We start from the raw sequence: 18,822 nt of genomic DNA, 5'->3' as shown, positions 1-18,822 counted from the left end.
TCCAGCCATCTGGGCAGGTCGGACAAACGGTGCACCATCAAGTGTCCTGCGCCACAGTGGCCGATCTCAACTCCCGCAATACCAGGACATCTCATGATCAACACTCACTCGACAGGCTGAAAATCGCCCGGATGTGCCTTAGAGATGGTCGTGATGCAGTAGTAGGCTCACGCCGCCATTTGTTCAAATTCGAGGTTGACGCCGCGTGTTGACGCCGGACGTCGTGAACGTCCTCCGTGGCGCACGGAGGCCGAGCTGGGGGAGGCCATGCGCTTTCGCGGGAAGTCCATCCGCAGGAAGATCGTGGCGTTGCTGCTCGTACCGCTCGTCTCCCTCACCGGGCTGTGGGGCTTCGCCACGGTCCTGACGGGCCGTGAGGCCGACCAGCTCCTCGGCGTCGGCTACATCGTGGAGAAGGTCGGCTACCCCCTGGAGGACACCGCCCGGGTCATCCAGCTCGAACGCCGCCAGTCCCTGATCTACCTCGCCGACCCGCGGGGCTCCGACGCCCTCGCTTCCCTCCGCGAGACCCGCCGCGCGACCGACCGGCAGATCGCCCGCATCCGCGCCAACGCCGCCGACCTCGGCGTTCGCGACGAGATGCCGCCCGTCACCGCCCAGCGCCTCTCCTCCCTCCTCGAAGCACTGGACGGCCTCGCCTCGCTGCGCCGCTCCGTCGAGAACCGAGGAATCGGCCGCATACAGGCCCTGGAGTTCTACAACCGGCTCGTCGACCCCTGCTACAGCTTCCTCATCACCCTCCACGCCCTCGAAAACGTGGAGATGGACAAGCAGGGGCGCGCCCTCGTCGGCATCACCCGCGCGCGCGAGCTGCTCTCCCGCGAGGACGCCCTCGTGCTCTCCGCGCTCGTCGCCGACCGCATCACCGCCCAGGAGATCCGCGCGATATCGAACCTCGTCGCCCAGCGCGAGCAGTTCTACGAGGTCAACCTCGAACTCTTGCCGGCCGCCGAGCGCGAGCGCTTCGAGCAGTACTGGCGCAGCCCCGACACCGAGCCCCTGCGCACCGCCGAGAACGCGATCGTCGAGGCCGGCGCCACCGACAGCCCGGGGGTCATCACCGCCGCGCGTTGGCAGGACGAGGCGAGCCCCGTGCTCGACGACCTGGCGCGCGAGAACACCGCCGCCGGCGACCGGTACCAGGACCGCGTCCAACCCGCGGCCTACAGCGTCCTCCTCAAGGCCGGCATCGCCGGTGTCCTCGGCTTCCTCGCGCTGCTCGCCTCGATCGTCATCTCCGTCCGCATCGGCCGCTCCCTCATCCGCGACCTGCGCCGCCTCCAGAAGGAGGCCCAGGAGGTCTCCGGCGTCCGCCTCCCGAGCGTCATGCGGAGGCTGGCCGCGGGAGAGCAGGTGGACGTCGTGACCGAGGTGCCGCACCTCGCCTACGGAGAGGACGAGGTGGGCCGGGTGGGCCAGGCCCTCAACACCCTCCAGCGCGCCGCCGTCGAGGCCGCCGTCAAGCAGGCGGAGCTGCGGCGCGGCGTCTCCGAGGTGTTCGTCAACCTGGCCCGCCGCAACCAGGTCCTGCTCCACCGCCAGCTCACCCTCCTGGACACCATGGAGCGGCGCACGGAGGACACCGACGAACTGGCCGACCTCTTCCGGCTCGACCACCTCACCACCCGCATGCGCCGGCACGCCGAAGGCCTCGTCATCCTGTCCGGCGCCGCCCCCTCCCGCCAGTGGCGCAAGCCCGTCCAGCTCATGGACGTGGTCCGCGCCGCCGTCGCCGAGGTCGAGGACTACGAGCGAATCGAGGTGCGCCGGCTGCCCCGCCTCGGCGTGGGCGGTCCCGCCGTCGCCGACCTCACCCACCTCATCGCCGAACTGTTGGAGAACGCCACGGTCTACTCGCCGCCGCACACCGCCGTGCAGGTGCTCGGCGAGCGCGTCGCCAACGGCTTCACCCTGGAGATCCACGACCGCGGCCTCGGCATGACCCCCGACGCCCTGCTCGACGCCAACCTCCGGCTCGCCGAAACGCCCGAGTTCGAGCTCTCGGACACCGACCGGCTCGGTCTCTTCGTGGTCAGCCGCCTCGCCCAGCGCCAGAACGTCCGGGTCTCGCTCCAGACCTCCCCGTACGGAGGAACCACCGCGGTCGTCTTCATCCCGGCCGCGCTCCTCACGGATGCGCCCGAGACCCAGGGCGCCGGGTTCCGCCTCGACCGCAAGCCCCTGGAGCACACGGGCCGTGACGCGGACGCGCCGTCCGGCGGCGACGCCCTGCCCCTGCGTCGACCGACCCTCACCAAGGTCCCCGACGCGGCCGGGGCGTCCGGCCCGTTCGGCGGCCCCGTGGAACTCGAAGCGCCGGTGGGCTCCGACGACTTCGACGCGCTCCTCGACCGCTCGGCCGACCTCCTCGACTCCGACAGCGAGCGCGGCGGCCTCTTCCGACCCCGGGACACGCGCCGTACCGGCCTCGCACCCGCCGGGGAGCAGCACGACCAGGCCTCGGACCGCACGGCGGACCGCGACGAACCGGAGGCGCCCGGGGGCGGCATGCTGCTCGGTCCGGTACCGCTGCCGCGCCGCCGCACCCCGACGCTCGTCGTGGACCACGGCCGGCGTCTCGACGGGCCGGACCGTGTGCAGCCGCAGCACGACCGGCCCGGTCTTGCCCACGGCGACCGGCGCGGTTCCCCGTCGGGCGGCGGCCCCACCCTCGTCCCCGTACCGGCGGAGCGCACCGTACCGGCCGATGGGCCCGATCCGTCGGAGGACACGGATCCGTTCGGCGGTCTCCCGCGTCGCGTTCGCCAAGCCAGCCTCGCGCCCCAGTTGCGCGAGACCGGGAGCCCGGCCGGTCCCCGCACCGGCTCCGGCACCGGTGAACCGTCCGACGGGGCCGGCTCCTTCGAACGCGACGCCGAGGAGGTCCGCGCCCGCATGGCCGCCATGCAGCGCGGCTGGCAGCGCGGTCGACGGGACACCGTCGACCCGTACGAACCGACAGCACCAGGAACGACACCCGAGGGGGACGGTCGATGACCGCACCGAACGCCGCAGCGCACAGCACGACTTCCGGGCACGGCACCGGCAACGGAGAGCTGAACTGGCTTCTCGACGAGCTGGTGCAGCGCGTCGGGTCCATCCGGAAGGCCCTGGTGCTCTCCAGCGACGGGCTCCCCACCGGTTCCTCCCAGCAGCTGACCCGGGAGGACGGCGAACACCTGGCGGCCGTTGCCTCCGGGTTCCACAGCCTGGCCAAGGGGGTGGGCCGCCACTTCGAGGCGGGCAAGGTCCGTCAGACGGTCGTCGAGCTGGAGGACGCCTTCCTCTTCGTCACGGCCGCCGGCGACGGCAGCTGTCTGGCGGTGCTCGCGGACGCCGACTCCGACGTCGGTCAGGTCGCCTACGAGATGACGCTGATGGTGAAGCGGGTCGGGGCCCACCTCGCGACGGCCCCCCGGACCGGTCTGCCCTCGTGAGGATGAGTGGGACGGCATGAGTGACGACGCCGAGCTGAACCGGTCGATGCGGCACCGCAGCGCTGCCCACCACCACTGGTTCGACGACGAAGCCGGACCGGTGGTGCGTCCGTACGCGATGACCCGCGGCCGGACGAGCGCCGCCGGCCGTCACCGGCTCGACCTGATCGCGCTGGTCGTCCCCGAGCCCGCCGCCGATGACCCCGGCCGGGACCAGACGCTCTCCCCGGAACACGTGGAGATCGTCGAGCGCTGCTCCGAGCAGCCCCAGTCGGTCGCCGAGCTCGCTGCCGGACTCGATCTTCCCGTCGGGGTGGTCCGGGTCCTGATCGGCGATCTCGTCGAGGACGAACTCGTTCATGTGACCCGCCCCGTTCCGCCGGCCGAGCTGCCGGACGTGAGCATCCTTCGCGAGGTGATCAATGGCCTTCGGGCGCTCTAGCCGCACCAAGCCGTACGTCGAGCCGGTGACCCTGAAGATCCTGGTCGCGGGTGGATTCGGGGTGGGCAAGACGACTTTGGTGGGTGCGGTCAGCGAGATCAGGCCGCTCCGGACCGAGGAGATCCTCAGCGAGGCGGGCCGTCCCGTCGACGATCTGCACGGGGTCGAGGCCAAGACGACCACCACGGTCGCCATGGACTTCGGCAGGATCACGCTCCGCGAGGACCTGGTGCTGTACCTCTTCGGCACTCCGGGGCAAGACAGGTTCTGGTTCCTGTGGGACGAGCTGGCCCAGGGAGCCCTGGGCGCGATCGTCCTCGCGGACACCCGCCGCCTGGAGGACAGCTTCGCGGCCATCGACTACTTCGAGCAGCGCGGCATCCCGTTCACGGTGGCCGTGAACTGCTTCGAGGGCGCCAGGCGCTTCCCGGCCGAGAGCGTGCGGGGCGCCCTCGACCTGGACCCCGAGGTGGAGCTGCTGATGTGCGACGCCCGGGACCGCGAGTCCGTGAAGAACGTCCTGGTCGCGGTCGTGCAGCACGCCCTCGTCCTCGCGGACCGGGACCCGGCCGTCACGACGTGACGGCCGGTGCGCGCCGGGGCCGCGGGCGTCGGTGCGCACCGGTCAGCGCACCACCACCACCGCCGAACCGTGTCCGAACAGGCCCTGGTTCGCGGTGACGCCGACGCGCGCCCCCGGCACCTGTCGGTCGCCGGCGGCACCGCGCAACTGCCGGGTCAGCTCGCAGACCTGGGCGATGGCCTGGGCGGGGACCGCCTCCCCGAAGGAACCGAGGCCCCCGCTGGTGTTGACCGGCAGCCGCCCGCCGAGGGCGGTGGAGCCGTCCCGCAGCAGCTTCGCGCCCTCGCCCGGTGCGCACAGTCCGATGTCCTCGTACCACTCCAGCTCCAGGGCGGTGGACAGGTCGTACACCTCTGCCACGGACAGGTCCTCGGGGCCGATGCCGGCCTCCTCGTAGGCGGCGCGGGCGATCGAGGCGCGGAAGGCGTGCGGGGAGGGGAGGACGGTCGCGGCCGAGTCGGTCGCGATGTCCGGGAGGTCGAGCACCGCCTTGGGGTACGTGGGGGAGACCGTGGACACCGCCCGCACCCGGACCGGGTCCCGGTGCCCGTGCCGCCGGGCGAATTCCATGCTGGACAGCACGAGGGCGGCACCGCCGTCCGAAGTGGCGCAGATGTCGAGGAGCCGCAGCGGATCGGCGACGACGGGGGACGCGGCGACCTCCTCCACGGTGACCCGGGCGCGGTAGCGGGCCAGCGGATTGAGTGCGCCTGCCGCTGCGTTCTTGACCTTCACCCGGGCGAAGTCCTCGACCGTGTCGCCGTACAGCGCCATCCGGCGGCGCGCGTACAGCGCGAAGTAGGCCGGGTTGGTGGCCCCGAGCACCCGGAACCGCAGCCAGTCCGGATCCTCGTGACGTTCGCCGCCGGCCGGGGCGAGGAAGCCCTTCGGAGTGGCGTCCGCGCCGACGACGAGGACCACGTCGGCGAGGCCCGCCAGGATCTGGGCACGGGCCGTCCCGATGGCCTGGGCGCCCGAGGCGCAGGCGGCGTACACGCTGGTGACCCGGGCCCCCTGCCACCCGAGCGCCTGGGCGAAGGTCGCGCCCGCCACGTATCCCGGGTATCCGCACCGCACGGTGTCGGCGCCGACGACCGACCTCACCCGGCTCCACTCCAGGCCGGCGTCGGAGAGTGCGGCACGGGCGGCGGCGGTCCCGTACGAGACGAAGCTCCGGCCCCACTTCCCCCAGGGGTGCATCCCGACCCCGAGCACGGCGACGTCGTTCACGACCGTCCCTCCCGCTCCCGCCGGGCGACCGGCCGCCAGTTCCAGGTGGTCCACACGTGGTGGTCGTCCTCGTTCAGGACGCCGGGCACCACCTCGACCTCCGCTCCGACGGAGAGGTCGGCCGTCGACACGCCCGGTGCCGCCTGACCGAGGACGACCATGGCCTCGGCCGCCAGCTCGACCGCGACGAGGACGTACGGCTTCCAGGGCGCGTCCGGGTCGGAGACGTACGGGGCGGGCGGGCGGTACCGGCCGTCGGTGTACGACCAGATCCGGCCGCGGGGCGAGAGCGGGACCTCGACCAGTTCGCCGCCGCCCGGGCAGCCGGGGTTGCGACAGTCGTCGTCCACACGGGGGAAGAAGACCGAGGTGCAGGCCGTGCACCGGGTGCCGAGCAGTCGGAACTCCGCCCCCGGTGCGGTGTCTTCGGTGAACCAGCCGGCCACCACCGGTCTGCGCGTCCGTGTCATCGAGCCCTCCCGTGCCACCGAGCACCACGCTTCTGACGATCCGTCAGAAGTGTGGCACGGTAGCAGCGGACGGGGGAAGGGGAGGCGCCGGCCGCCCCGCGGCCCGAGCCCCGCGCATCAGTGCCCCGAAGTCAGTGTCCGGCCACCGACCTCCGCGCCACCGGGAAGTCGAAGAAGGTGTCCGGGTACGGCTCGGGCCCGAACGTGAAGTGCCACCACTCCTCGGGCAGGTTCACGAAGCCCTGCTCGGCGAGCACGCCCTCGAGCAGTTCCCGGTTGGCCCGCTGCGCGCCCCGGATCCGGGGATCGCCGGTGTGCGCGCGGGGGTCGAAGCAGTCGTATCCGGTCCCCATGTCCACGGAGTTGTCCGGGAACCGTTCGGCCCGGGGCGCCCAGCACTCCACCAGTTCCTCTCCCGGCACGTACGCGCGGGTACGTGCCGCCGGCAGCCGCACGACCGTCAGGTCGACCGTGGAGCCCCGACTGTGTCCCGACCTCTCCGCGAGGTAACCGTCCGTGAACAAGCTCGACTTGGCGACGGCCGGATAGAACTCCTTCTTCATCCGCTCGTCCCGCAGGTCCCTCGCCCACCGCACGAAGTGGTCCACGGCCCGCTGCGGCCGGTAGCAGTCGTACACCTTCAGCGCGTATCCCCGTGCCCGCAGTCGGACCTGCGCGCGGTGCAGCGCTTCGGCCGCCGGACGGGTCAGGAGGCACAGCGGCTGCGCATAGCCGTCGACCGGCACCCCGACGAAGTTGTGCTCCGTCGCGTACCGGACCTCCCGGAGGATCGTCCGGTCCACGGAGCCCAGGTCCACGAATCCCCGGGGCGCCTTCGGCTCCGGGACGGCCGACGCAGGGGCGAGCGCGCCCGTGACGGCGAGGAGCCCGGCGGCCGTGGTCGTGGCGAGGGCGCGAAGGGGAGAAGCGGGTCCGGTCATGCGGGTTCCCTACCCGTTCCGGCAGCGCAGCGGAACGACGATCGCATACGGTCGGGCCGTGAAGGACTCCCACTGCTCCGCCTGCGGCGCGGCGCACCCGGCCGACGCCGGCTGGCCCCGCACCTGTCCGGCCTGCGGACACACCGCCTACCGCAACCCGTTGCCCGTCGCCGTCGCCCTGGTGCCCGTCACCGGCGGACCGAGCACCGGCCTCGTGGTCATCACCCGCACCATCGAACCCGCGCGGGGAGGCGTCGCCCTGCCCGGTGGCTTCATCGACCACGGCGAGGACTGGCGGGCCGCCGTGGCCCGCGAGCTCCGCGAGGAAACCGGCATCGGCGCCACCGCCGATCAGGTCCGCCTCGCCGACGCGATGAGCTCCCCGGCCGGCCACCTGCTCCTCTTCGGTCTCCTGCCGCCCCGTCCGGCCGCCGAACTGCCCCCCTCCTCAGCGACGGACGAGACCAGCGGCCACCACCTGATCACGGGCCCCGAACGGCTGGCCTTCCCGCTCCACACCGAGGCGGTCCGGAAGTGGTTCGCGGGGGAGTACGACCGGGAGGTGCCGGGCTGAGGGGCGCCGCCCACCCGGAGGTCTCAGCCGCACCGCACCCGGACCGGCAGCCCGACCTCCTCCACCCCCTCGTCCCCGACGCGCTCGACCACCACCCGGCCGTCCACCAGTCGCGACTGGTAGCGCTCGATCTCGGCCGGCTCCCAACCGTCCCCACTGTCCCGCACGACGAGCCCTCCGCCCGTCCGCCCCGCGGCGGGCGCCCACACCTCCAGGACCAGTTCGCCGTCCTCGCCCCGTACGGGAAGCACCGCCCCCGCCCGGGCCAGGACGGGCACCCTGGACGGCGGCGCGTCGAGCAGGACCTGCCCCGGCCCCTCGTGCGCGCGCCCGGTCGCCGTGTCGTACCAGCGTCCGCGCGGCAACCGCACCGCCCGCCGGTCCGCCCCCGGCGTCAGCACCGGCGCCACGAGCAGCGCGTCACCCAGCAGGAACGCGTCCTCGCAGTCGCGCAGCAGCCGGTCCTCGGGCGCCCCCCACCACAACGGACGGACGTACGGCGCGCCCGTCATCCGGGCCAGTCGGGCCAGGGTCGTGAAGTACGGGTGCAGCCGTTCGCGTTCCAGCAGGGCCGCACGCGCGTGCTCCAGGACCTCGGGGCCGAACTCCCACGGTTCGCGCCGCCCCGCGTCGATCGCGGCGTGCGTACGGAACAGGGGCAGCCACGCCCCCAGCTGGTACCAGCGGAGGAACAGCTCCGGCGACGGGCTGCCGTCGAACCCGCCCACGTCCGGCCCCGAGTAGGGGACCCCGCACAGGCCGAGTCCCAGCACCAGGGAGAGGGAGGCCCGCAGCCCCGGCCACCCCGTCGACACGTCGCCGGACCAGGTGCCGCCGAACCGCTGCATCCCGACCCAACCGGAACGCGAGAAGAGGAACGGCCGCTCGTCCGGCCGCAACCTGCGCAACCCCTCGTACCCGGCCCGGGCCATCCCGAGCCCGTAGACGTTGTGCGCCTCCCCGTGGTCGCCACCCCGTCCCTCCAGGGCGTGCCGTGCCGAACGGGGCAGCGTCGGATCCCCGAAGGGCACGAAGGACACCGGCTCGTTCATGTCGTGCCACACCCCCGAGAAGCCCTGGCGCAACCGCTCCTCGTACAGACCGCCCCACCACTCCCGCACCGCCGGATCCGTGAAGTCCGGATAGGCGCACTCACCGGGCCACACCACCCCGTGCACCTCCTGGCCCCGTGCGTCCTTGACGAAGGCACCGGCCGCCACCCCGCCGTCGTACACCGGGTCGCCGGGTGCCGCCCTGACCGCCGGGTCCACGATCGACACCAGGCGCACGCCCTGCTCCCGCAGTTCCTCGGCGAGCCCCGGCAGATCGGGAAACCGCTCCCGGTCGACCGTGAACACCCGGTGTCCGTCGTAGTGGTCGATGTCCAGGTGCACCGCCGACAGCGGCAGTCCCCGCTCCCGGTACCCGGCGACCACGCGCCGCACTTCCCCGGCGCTGCCGAAGCCCCAGCGGGCGTGCTGCGGCCCGAGCGCCCACGACGGCGGCAGCGCGGGAGCACCCGTCAGCGCCGCCCAGCCGTGCAGCACGCGTGCGGGGGAGCCGACGACCACCCAGCAGCGCAGCGGCCCGCCCGTCATCCGGACCTCGCTGGTTCCCGGCCGGTCGTGCCCCGACCCCGCTCCCTCCTCGCCCTCGGCCAGGGTCACCCGGCCGTCCCAGGTGTTGTCGTGGAAGGCCAGGTGCGTACCGGCGTCCGACACCACGAACTGCACGGGCATGGTCAGGTAGAGCGGATCGTCCCCCGGTCCGAAGCCCCCCTGCGGATCGGTGTTCCACAGCCGGTACGAGCCGTCCCGCAGGCGCGGCCCCGCCGACCGTCCGCCGAGGCCGAAGAACCGGGCGTCGGCCGGCACCTCGCTGCGCTGCACCCAGCGTGCGGCTCCGCCCCCCGCCGGAGCCCCCGCACCGCCACCGCCACCGGCTCCCGCTTCCCCGCCGCCCGCCGGCTCCCACCAGCGCGGCGGCAGGTCACGGCGCAACAGCACCCCGCCCGGAGTCCGCAGCTCGACCGCCCCGTGCCGGGAAACCGTCACCGTCACCCGCTCCGACACGATCCGCCACCCCCCGTCGGTGTCCGGTTCGAGGGACGCCCGGGGATCGGGTTCGGGCGCCTCGCCCGCCAGGGCGTACGAGGGCAGCGGCGCGGCCCCGTCCCACCCCCAGAACACGGTGCCCCCCGCCGACACGCAGATCTGCAGCGCGGACCGGGCGAAGCGGACGGTCCCCCCGCCGGGTGCCGCCTCCGCCTCCAGCGCCACCCCCGGCACCCTGGCCCGCTCGACCCCCCTCGGCGGGAGCCCCCACGCGTCCGTGCGCCGCTGTCGCCATGCCGCCCGCGCCGCCCGCAACCCCTGCACCGAACCGAACACCTTCATCGAACGCACCAGTCCCCGACCGTCCATGCAGCTCACCCTGCCATCCGCCGGGGGCCGAACCGGCTCCGTTCAGCTGTCGTTCACCCGTGGCGGGAGCACATGTTCAACTACCCGACCATGGGGCGGCAGACCTGGTGCGAAAGAGGATCACATGGCATCGTCCTGTCAGCCGCGTCACGCGCACACCCCAGCACGTGCGCGCGACACACGCAGACCCGCGTACAGCCAGGGAGCCGCCCCAAATGACATCAGCAGCGCCGTCCGAGCCGCTTTGGCAGCCGGACGAGGAACGCATCGCCACGGCCGCCGTCACCCGCTTCCAGGCCTGGGCCGCTGAGCACCACGGCGCCCCGGCCGAGGGCGGGTACCCGGCGCTTCACCGCTGGTCGGTCGAGGAACTCGAAACCTTCTGGGAGGCGGTCGTCGAGTGGTTCGACGTCCGCTTCTCCACCCCGTACGAGCAGGTCCTCGGAGACCGCTCCATGCCCGGTGCCGAATGGTTCCCCGGAGCCACCCTCAACTACGCCGAGCACGCCCTGCGCGCTGCCCACGAGCGTCCTCACGACACCGCCCTGCTGCACGTCGACGAGACGCAGGAGCCCACGCCGATCACCTGGGGCGAGCTCCGCCGCCAGGTCGGCTCCCTCGCCGCCGAACTGCGCGCCCTCGGCGTGCGCCCCGGTGACCGGGTCAGCGGCTACCTGCCCAACGTCCCGCAGTCCGTCGTGGCGCTCCTCGCCACCGCGGCCGTCGGCGGCGTGTGGACCTCCTGCGCCCCGGACTTCGGCGCCCGCAGCGTCCTCGACCGCTTCCAGCAGGTCGAACCGGTCGTCCTCTTCACCGTCGACGGCTACCGCTACGGCGGCAAGGAGCACGACCGGCGCGACACCGTGGCGGAGCTGCGCGCCGAGCTCCCCACGCTCCGTGCCGTGGTCCACATCCCGCTCCTCGGCACCCCGGCCCCCGAGGGCACCCTGGCCTGGTCCGACCTCGTGGCCGCCGACGTCGAGCCGGTCTACGAGCAGGTCCCCTTCGCGCACCCGCTGTGGGTCCTGTACTCGTCCGGGACGACCGGCCTGCCGAAGGCGATCGTGCAGTCCCAGGGCGGCATCCTCGTCGAGCACGTCAAGCAGCTGGGCCTGCACTGCGACCTCGGTCCCGAGGACGTGTTCTTCTGGTACACCTCCACCGGCTGGATGATGTGGAACTTCCTCGTCTCCGGCCTCCTCACCGGCACGACCGTGGTCCTGTACGACGGCAGCCCCGGCTATCCGGACACCGCGGCCCAGTGGCGCGTAGCCGAGCGCACCCGCGCCACCCTGTACGGCACTTCGGCGGCATACGTGATGGCCTGCGCCAAGGCCGACGTCCACCCCGGACGTGACTTCGACCTGTCCGCGGTGAAGTGCGTCGCCACCACCGGCTCCCCGCTGCCCCCCGACGGGTTCCGCTGGCTCCACGACGAGGTCCGGGAGGACCTGTGGATCGCCTCCGTCAGCGGCGGCACCGACGTCTGCTCCTGCTTCGCCGGTGCCGTGCCCACGCTGCCCGTCCACATCGGCGAGCTTCAGGCGGCCGGCCTCGGCACCGATCTCCAGTCCTGGGACCCTTCGGGGAAGCCCCTGGTCGGCGAGGTCGGCGAACTCGTCGTCACCAACCCCATGCCGTCCATGCCGATCCACTTCTGGAACGACCCCGACGGCAGCCGCTACCGCGACAGCTACTTCGAGATGTTCCCCGGCGTCTGGCGTCACGGGGACTGGATCACGATCACCGACCACGGCTCGGTCGTCATCCACGGCCGCTCCGACTCGACCCTGAACCGCCAGGGCGTCCGGATGGGGAGCGCCGACATCTACGAGGCGGTCGAACGCCTCCCCGAGATCCGGGAGTCCCTGGTCATCGGCCTGGAGGAGCCGGACGGCGGCTACTGGATGCCGCTCTTCGTGCACCTCGTGGAGGGCGCCACCCTGGACGAGGAACTGATCGCCCGCATCAAGCGGACGATCCGCTCCGAACTCTCCCCGAGGCACGTGCCCGACGAGATCATCGAGGTCCCGGGCGTCCCGCACACCCTCACGGGCAAGCGCATCGAGGTCCCGGTCAAGCGCCTCCTCCAGGGCACCCCGCTGGCCAAGGCCGTCAACGCGGGTTCGGTCGACGACCTCGGCCTCCTGCACTTCTACGAGAACCTGGCGGCCAACCGCCGGAGCTAGACCACGTCGTGCCGCGGGGCCGTCGGTCCGCCCGGACCGACGGCCCCGCCCCGTACACCGGGCCTCCGGCAGCGCCCCGGACGCCGCGCTCGCCGGGGGCTTTCCGCACCCCGCCGGGGCCGGGCGGTTCGACTCCGTGACGCACCCGTGCACCGTGCCGCCAACGGGTCCGGTCCGTCACCCCCCGTACGTGGCCTGTCCGTCCCCGAGCACCTCGGCGAAGTCCGTCGCGAGCCGCATCGCGTCCTCCGGCACGAGCGCCGCCGTGGTGATGCGCACGGCCGGCGGGGCGTCGATCCGGAACCTGGCTCCCGCGGCCACCCACCACCCTTGTGTCCGCAGCCCGTTCACCACGGCCGATTCGTCCCGCACCGGTACCCACACGTTGAGCCCGCTCGCCCCGACCGCCCGGATCCCGTGCGCCCCCAGTGCGCCGATCAGCGCGGCGCGGCGCTCCCCGTAGGCCCGCTGGCCCGTCGCCACCAGTTCCCGCACCGCTTCGTCGGCGAGCAGTCCGGCCACCGCCCCCTGCAGGACGTGACTGATCCAGCCCGAGGTCATCAGCATCCGGCCGTCGTGCCGCGCCAGCGTCACCGCATCGCAGGCCACACCGGCCCAGCGCAGGTCGATGCCGAGGTGCTTCGACACGGTCCGCACCTGGGCCCACCGGTCGAGCCCCGCTGCTGCGAGCGTGTGCGAGGCGGCCCCGCCGGCCTCCGCGTGGTGGTCGTCCTCGACGACGAGCACCTCGGGGAAACCTCCCAGCAGCGCGGCCAGTTCGTCCCTGCGGGCCCGGGTGAAGAACGCCCCGGTCGGGCACTGGCCCCGTGGACTGCACACCACTGCGCGCACCCCGCTCCGCAACGCGCTCCGCAGCGCGTCCGGGACGAGCCCCTCGCCGTCCACCGCCACCGGCACCATCCGCAACCCCAATGCGGGAACCAGGTCCAGCAGGTGGTGGAATCCGGGGTCCTCCACCGCGACGGCATCGCCGGGCCGCAGTTCCGTCGACAGCAGGCGCGCGATGCAGTCGAGCACGCCGTGCGCGAAGGTGACGTGTTTGATCGGAACCCCGTCCCGCTCGAACCACGCCCGGGTCAGTGCCTCCAGACCGGCGAGCCGCGGGGCGGCGCGATGGGAGCCGTAGACGGGGGCCACGGTCGCCGGAAAGCGGAGCACGGGCAGGAAGGCCGGGTCCGGATGCCCGCCGGCCAGGTCCACCAGGCCGACCGGCACGCGCGGAGGCCGTCGGGAAGCCACCGCCGGTGCCTCCGCCACCACGGTCCCGCCGCGGCCCCGCGTGACGACCAGCCCGCGCCGCCGCAACTCCTTGTAGGCCGTCGCGACGGTGCCCGGACTCACCTCCAAGTCCTCGGCGAGCCGCCGCACCGGCGGCAGGGCGTCGCCCGGGGCGAGCCCGCCCTCGGACACGCCCCGTTCCACGGACGCGGCAATCCCCTTGGCCGTCGTCCCTTCGATCGAATATTGTGCTGCCACGTAGTCAATTATGTATCAATACAAAAGAATCGGCAAGGGGGATCCATGAGCCGCACTGTCCCGTCCATCCGCACGTCCCTCAAGGACCGCATCCCCGGAGGCACCGACGGCCGCCGCATGCTCCTCGTCGGCTTCATCGACAAGTGCGGCACCGGGCTCTGGTCCACGGCCATGGCCCTCTACTTCACCTATGTGACCGGTCTCGGCCTCGGTCAGGTCGGCCTCCTGATCGCCCTCTCCGGCGCGGCGGGCATCGCCGGCGCCCCCCTCGGAGGCCGCCTCGCCGACCGCTTCCCCCTCGTGCGCGTCATCATCTGCAGCCAACTCCTCCGTGCCGCGGCCCTCTTCGCCCTCCTCACCACCGACCACTACCCGCTGCTCGTCCTTTTCGCTGCCGTCGGCGCCCTCCCCGACCGCGCCACCAACGTCCTCACCAAGCTCTACGCGGCCCGCGTCGCCGGCTCCGAACGCATCCGCTACCAGGCCATCAACCGCACCACCTCCAACTTCGGCTGGACCCTCGGAGGCCTCGGTGCCGCCGCGGCGCTCGCGGTCGGCTCCAGCACCGCCTTCCACGTCCTGCTGCTCGGCAACGCCTTCTCCTACCTCGTGATGGCCGCCCTCACCTCCCGCTGCGCCGAACCCCCCGCCCCCGCCCGCGCCGCCTCTGCCTCCGCCGACGAGGCCCGCACGACCAAGCCCTCCAACCCGTGGTGCGACCGGGGTTTCCTCGCCTTCACCGCCGGAGAGTCCGTCTTCTTCCTCCACGACTCGATCCTCCAGGTGGCCCTGCCGCTCTGGATCGTCCACGCCACCGAGGCCCCCGTCGGCCTCGCGCCGCTCCTGCTCGTCATCAACAGCGTCCTCGTCGTGCTCTTCCAGGTCCCCCTCTCCCGCTTCGGCGCCACCACCGACGCCGCCCGTCGACTGCTCGCACCCCTTGCGGGCCTCTTCGCCGTCGGCACCCTCGCCCTCGGCGCGTCTCCCCTCGGCGGACCCGCCCTCGCCGTCACGGCCCTGGTGGTCGCAGCCGTCGCCCTCACCTTCGCCGAGATGATCCACACCATCGCGTCCTGGGAGATCTCCGTCGCCCTGGCACCCGACGACGCCCAGGGCGCCTACCTCGGAGTCCACGGCCTCGCCCAGTCCACCCAGCGCTTCGTCGGCCCCCTGCTCGTGACCGGCATCGTCTCCGTCGGCCCCTTCGCCTGGCCCGCCCTCGGAGCCGTCCTCGTCGCGACCACCGCGGCCCAGCACCGCCTCGTCCGCCGCCGCCTCTCCCGCCGGTCACTGTCAGTCCCGAAGGTTACTGTGAGTGAGCATTGACCGGACCGTCACCAGGGGGAGACATGAACCGGACCGGCACCACTGCCGCAGACCTCCGCCGCGCCCTGCGCCGCGAGGTTTCCAGCACCATCGGCCTCCTTGCCGACGAGCGGGACTTCGCAGCCATGCGCAGGTACCGCACCTTCGCCTTCGACGACCACACCACCTATCTGCACCAGGTCGAGGCCCTCCTCAGGACCCTCACGGCCCGGGGCGGCCACATCACCGTCATCCTCTTCGACCCCGAGGAGTACGCGACCTGGTGCACCGAAACGGGCACCGACCCCGACCGGCCCACCAGCCGCAGCCGCTTCACCGCCCAACTGGCCACCACGGCCGCCCGCGTCACCTACACCGGCCAACCCCTCACCGTCCTCCTCCCCGAACTGGTCGACGCCGCAACCCGCCGGGCCACCTGGGAATACGCCACCACCGTCCTCGCCACTGCCGGCGACTGCGCGGGGTGCGGGGAGGACATCGGCGAAGCCGCGTACGAACGGGCTGCCCTGCTGCTCGCCCGCCTCCTGGACGCCGCGGGCCAGGGCACCCACCACCTCGTCTGCAGCATCCCGGTCGCCGGCGACCAACTCCTCGCCGCCCTCCACGCCCACGACACCGCACTTCCCCGTGACGACACCGCCACCGAATTCACCGCGGTCCTCGCCACCGGCATCGCCCTGGCCGCACCCGGCGGAGTCGTCCTGCGCACCAGCAACCCCGACGGCCCCGACCGCCTCCACGGCTGGCGTCTCTCGGGCGACGCCCTGACCCCGCTCACCGAGGCCGAGGTCTTCGCCGCCTACTGCACCGACGCCCGCACCGGCGAACCGATCCCCCCGGAAAGGGGAGTGGAGTACCACGCCGGCCTCCCCCTCGCCCCCAACCCCGGCGACGGAACCGCCCACCACTGACCCCGCCCATGGCGGAGGGGCTCCCCGTCACCCAGTGACGGGAAGCCCCTCCTCACACCATCGGCACCGCTAGGAGATCACTCCCCGGAGAGCACCGCCTGCGCGGCCAACCGCGCCTCGTGCGCCGTGTCCGCGGCCCGCGCCGCAGACGCGGCACGCTCGCACTGCGCCAGCGTGTACTTCGCGAGCGTCGCCCGCACGTAGGGGATCGACGCCGCCCCCATGGACAGGGAGGTGACCCCCAGACCCGTCAGTACGCACGCGAGCAGCGGATCCGAGGCCGCCTCGCCACAGACACCGCAGCTCTTGCCCTCGGCCTTGGCCGCCTCGGCGGACAGCGCCACCAGGTCGAGCAACGCCGGCTGCCACGGGTCCTGAAGCCGGGACACCGCACCGACCTGACGGTCGGCCGCGAAGGTGTACTGGGCCAGGTCATTGGTGCCCAGCGACAGGAACTCGACCTCCTGGAGGATCGAGCGCGCCCGCAGCGCAGCCGACGGGATCTCGACCATCGCACCGAACTTCGCCCGCAGCCCCGCCTCACGGCACGCGTCCGCAAACGCCTTGGCATCCGTGCGGTCGGCCACCATCGGAGCCATGACCTCGAGGTACACCGGCAGCCCCTCGGCCGCCTTCGCCAGCGCGGCGAGCTGGGTCCGCAGCACCTCCGGGTGGTCGAGCAGCGACCGCAGGCCCCGCACCCCGAGCGCAGGATTGGGCTCGTCCGCCGGCGTCAGGAAGTCCAGCGGCTTGTCGGCCCCCGCATCGAGCACCCGCACGACCACACGACCCTCGGGGAACGCCTCGAGGACCTTGCGGTAGGCATCGACCTGCTTCTCTTCGGACGGAGCGTTCTTGCTGTCGTCGAGGAACAGGAACTCCGTGCGGAACAGTCCGACGCCTTCGGCACCCGCCTCCACCGCAGCCGGCACGTCCGCCGGGCCACCCACGTTGGCGAGCAGCGGCACCTTGTGGCCGTCGGAGGTGGCCCCCGGACCACTGGACGTGGCCAGCGCGGCCTTGCGCTCCGCCGCGGCCTTCGTCAGCTGCTCCTTCTTCTCTTCGCTCGGGTCCACGAAGAGCTCGCCGGTGGAGCCGTCGACCGCGATGAGCGTGCCCTCGGCCAACTCACCCGCGCCGGGCAGCGCCACGATCGCCGGCACGCCCAGGGCCCGCGCGAGGATCGCGCTGTGGCTGGTCGGTCCGCCCTCCTCCGTCACGAAGCCAAGCACCAACGCAGGATCGAGCAGCGCCGTGTCCGCAGGCGCCAGGTCCCGCGCGATCAGCACGTACGGCTCGTCGCTGTCCGGCACGCCGGGCATCGGCACCCCGAGCAGACGGGCGACGATCCGGTTCCGCACGTCGTCCAGGTCGGCGACCCGGCCCGCCATGTACTCGCCGGCGCCCGCGAGCAACTCGCGATAGTGCGAGAACGCGTCGTAGATGCCCCGTTCCGCCGTGCTGCCGACCGCGATCCTGCGGTCCACATCGGCGATGAGCTCCGGGTCCTGGGCGATCATCGCCTGTGCCTCGAGCACCGCCTGGGCCTCACCGCCGGCCAGATTGCCCCGGGCGATCAGATCCGCGGCGACTGCCTCCACGGCCTGACGGGCGCGCCCCTGTTCGCGCTCCGCCTCGTCCGCGGGAATCTGCTTGGCCGGCGGCTCCAGAACCGCAGTGCCCATGTGCCGGACCTCGCCGATCGCCACTCCGTGGCTGACGCCGACGCCTTGCAGCGTTGTCTCCATCTCACCTGTCTCCGATTGAGCGACGGTCCCGGCCGCCGCATTGAATGTCGAACTCGCGGTCGTCACGGGGACGGCCCGGCTCAGCTCCAGCCGAAGAGCTGGTCGCCGGCCTTCACGTCGCCGTTCTCGACGACATCGGAGAGCGAGTCCGCAGTGGCCTCCAGGGCCACGATGGGACAGATGGGGGACTTGCCGGCCGCCTCGACCTCGGAAGGGTTCCACCGCACGACGGCCTGCCCGCGCGTCACGGTGTCGCCCTTGCTGACGAGGAGTTCGAAGCCCTGCCCATTGAGCTGGACGGTGTCGATGCCGAGATGGGTGAGCACGCCGTGCCCTTCACCGTCGACCACGACGAAGGCGTGGGGGTGCATGGAGACGACGACCCCATCGATGGGGGAGACGGCCTCCGAAGGCTCACGTACGGGATCGATGGCGGTACCGGGACCGACCATCGCACCGGAGAAGACGGGGTCGGGAACTGCGGCGAGACCGATGGCGCGTCCAACGAGCGGCGACGTCACGGTTGTCATGGGAAGCCTCCCAGGGGCGGAGATTGTGTGGCGCCGTCACTACCTGTCCTGGACGGCGTACTGCTCTGAAGCGTATGTCATAGGAAGTCCCGGTTCCGCACGAGATGTACCAGTTGGGCGGAGCTAGGGACTACCAGAAACGGTTTGCCTCTACTGACGGTGGGATGTACTGTCGTACTCCTGCTTGACCCCAACGCGGCTTTGGGTCGCGGGTCGGCAGCACCTATCAAGCCAGATCCTAACCCCAGTGGTCTACACCTCTGCATGCTCGCAGTGATGTGGTCAGCGGGACCGAGAAAGCCTGGTAGTGTTCAACCCCGCCGGGAAGGGAAAAGCGAAAGCGAATTCCAATCCCAGCGAACCGCTCCGGCGGGTGGCAGAAACAGAAATTGAATCTGCTAAGCTGGAAACGAAGGAAGCGCCCGGAGGGCCTGGGAACAGGAACGATGGAAGCGTCCGTATCTTGAGAACTCAACAGCGTGCCAAAAATCAACGCCAGA

General features: G+C 72.3%; 16 protein-coding genes. 9 read left to right on the top strand and 7 right to left on the bottom strand.

The features are described 5' to 3' along the window. Positions 1 to 267 precede the first annotated feature (267 nt). Genes ACFW22_RS29735 through ACFW22_RS29720 form a run of 4 tightly spaced genes read left to right on the top strand, consistent with a single transcriptional unit; the run spans position 268 to position 4,483 of the window. Positions 268 to 3,018, top strand: coding sequence for a nitrate- and nitrite sensing domain-containing protein (locus ACFW22_RS29735; RefSeq protein WP_386410388.1), 2,751 nt, complete (start codon positions 268 to 270; stop codon positions 3,016 to 3,018). Continuing rightward, entirely contained in the window at positions 3,015 to 3,458 is a 444-nt protein-coding gene (locus ACFW22_RS29730; RefSeq protein WP_386410385.1) for a roadblock/LC7 domain-containing protein, read from the top strand. Before ACFW22_RS29735 ends, ACFW22_RS29730 begins: the two co-directional genes overlap by 4 nt. A 16-nt stretch (positions 3,459 to 3,474) precedes the next feature. Next, positions 3,475 to 3,900 (top strand): DUF742 domain-containing protein, encoded by a 426-nt coding sequence (locus tag ACFW22_RS29725; protein WP_386410382.1) that lies wholly within the window; start codon positions 3,475 to 3,477, stop codon positions 3,898 to 3,900. After that, positions 3,881 to 4,483, top strand: coding sequence for an ATP/GTP-binding protein (locus tag ACFW22_RS29720; RefSeq protein WP_386410379.1), 603 nt, complete (start codon positions 3,881 to 3,883; stop codon positions 4,481 to 4,483). Before ACFW22_RS29725 ends, ACFW22_RS29720 begins: the two co-directional genes overlap by 20 nt. Before the next feature lie 42 nt (positions 4,484 to 4,525). Here ACFW22_RS29720 and ACFW22_RS29715 read toward each other — a convergent pair whose 3' ends face one another. The 3 genes from ACFW22_RS29715 to ACFW22_RS29705 form a co-directional block, all read right to left on the bottom strand. Continuing rightward, positions 4,526 to 5,683 (bottom strand): lipid-transfer protein, encoded by a 1,158-nt coding sequence (locus ACFW22_RS29715; protein ID WP_386410445.1) that lies wholly within the window; start codon positions 5,681 to 5,683, stop codon positions 4,526 to 4,528. A 26-nt stretch (positions 5,684 to 5,709) separates the two neighbouring features. Further along, positions 5,710 to 6,183, bottom strand: a complete 474-nt coding sequence (locus ACFW22_RS29710; RefSeq protein ID WP_386410376.1) for a Zn-ribbon domain-containing OB-fold protein — start codon at positions 6,181 to 6,183, stop codon at positions 5,710 to 5,712. Between the two features lie 131 nt (positions 6,184 to 6,314). Beyond that, positions 6,315 to 7,124, bottom strand: coding sequence for a M15 family metallopeptidase (locus tag ACFW22_RS29705; RefSeq protein WP_386410373.1), 810 nt, complete (start codon positions 7,122 to 7,124; stop codon positions 6,315 to 6,317). Between ACFW22_RS29705 and ACFW22_RS29700 the strand changes: the two genes are divergently transcribed. Next, positions 7,123 to 7,698 carry an NUDIX domain-containing protein gene (locus ACFW22_RS29700; RefSeq protein ID WP_386410370.1) on the top strand — a complete coding sequence of 192 codons (576 nt, stop codon included), beginning with the start codon at positions 7,123 to 7,125 and terminating at the stop codon, positions 7,696 to 7,698. The genes ACFW22_RS29705 and ACFW22_RS29700 overlap by 2 nt on opposite strands. Positions 7,699 to 7,721: 23 nt before the next feature. On the opposite strand, the gene ACFW22_RS29695 is transcribed toward ACFW22_RS29700, so the two are convergent. Next, positions 7,722 to 10,121: a glycoside hydrolase family 31 protein gene (locus ACFW22_RS29695; protein ID WP_386410367.1), complete on the bottom strand. Its 2,400-nt coding sequence runs from the start codon at positions 10,119 to 10,121 to the stop codon at positions 7,722 to 7,724. Positions 10,122 to 10,336: 215 nt separating this feature from the next. On the opposite strand from ACFW22_RS29695, the gene ACFW22_RS29690 reads away from it, so the two are divergent. Further along, entirely contained in the window at positions 10,337 to 12,310 is a 1,974-nt protein-coding gene (locus ACFW22_RS29690; RefSeq protein ID WP_386410364.1) for an acetoacetate--CoA ligase, read from the top strand. A 177-nt stretch (positions 12,311 to 12,487) separates the two neighbouring features. On the opposite strand, the gene ACFW22_RS29685 is transcribed toward ACFW22_RS29690, so the two are convergent. Further along, positions 12,488 to 13,807 carry an aminotransferase class I/II-fold pyridoxal phosphate-dependent enzyme gene (locus ACFW22_RS29685; protein WP_386410361.1) on the bottom strand — a complete coding sequence of 440 codons (1,320 nt, stop codon included), beginning with the start codon at positions 13,805 to 13,807 and terminating at the stop codon, positions 12,488 to 12,490. Between the two features lie 45 nt (positions 13,808 to 13,852). Between ACFW22_RS29685 and ACFW22_RS29680 the strand changes: the two genes are divergently transcribed. Both ACFW22_RS29680 and ACFW22_RS29675 read left to right on the top strand, forming a co-directional pair. Next, entirely contained in the window at positions 13,853 to 15,133 is a 1,281-nt protein-coding gene (locus ACFW22_RS29680) for an MFS transporter (protein ID WP_386410358.1), read from the top strand. Between the two features lie 23 nt (positions 15,134 to 15,156). Then, positions 15,157 to 16,044, top strand: coding sequence for a hypothetical protein (locus ACFW22_RS29675; protein ID WP_386410355.1), 888 nt, complete (start codon positions 15,157 to 15,159; stop codon positions 16,042 to 16,044). Positions 16,045 to 16,121: 77 nt separating this feature from the next. Here ACFW22_RS29675 and ptsP read toward each other — a convergent pair whose 3' ends face one another. After that, complete coding sequence (gene ptsP / locus ACFW22_RS29670; RefSeq protein ID WP_386410352.1) at positions 16,122 to 17,792, bottom strand: phosphoenolpyruvate--protein phosphotransferase; 1,671 nt, start codon at positions 17,790 to 17,792, stop codon at positions 16,122 to 16,124. A gap of 80 nt (positions 17,793 to 17,872) precedes the next feature. Further along, complete coding sequence (locus tag ACFW22_RS29665; protein WP_384887070.1) at positions 17,873 to 18,322, bottom strand: PTS glucose transporter subunit IIA; 450 nt, start codon at positions 18,320 to 18,322, stop codon at positions 17,873 to 17,875. A 307-nt stretch (positions 18,323 to 18,629) separates the two neighbouring features. Here ACFW22_RS29665 and ACFW22_RS29660 point away from each other — a divergent pair. Beyond that, positions 18,630 to 18,822, top strand: a 193-nt coding sequence (locus tag ACFW22_RS29660; protein WP_386410349.1) for a hypothetical protein, incomplete at its 3' end; no start/stop codon positions are given.

Source organism: Streptomyces sp. NPDC058872 (genome assembly GCF_042743065.1).
Lineage (GTDB): Bacteria > Actinomycetota > Actinomycetes > Streptomycetales > Streptomycetaceae > Streptomyces.
This window is presented reverse-complemented; position numbering and strand designations above follow the sequence as displayed.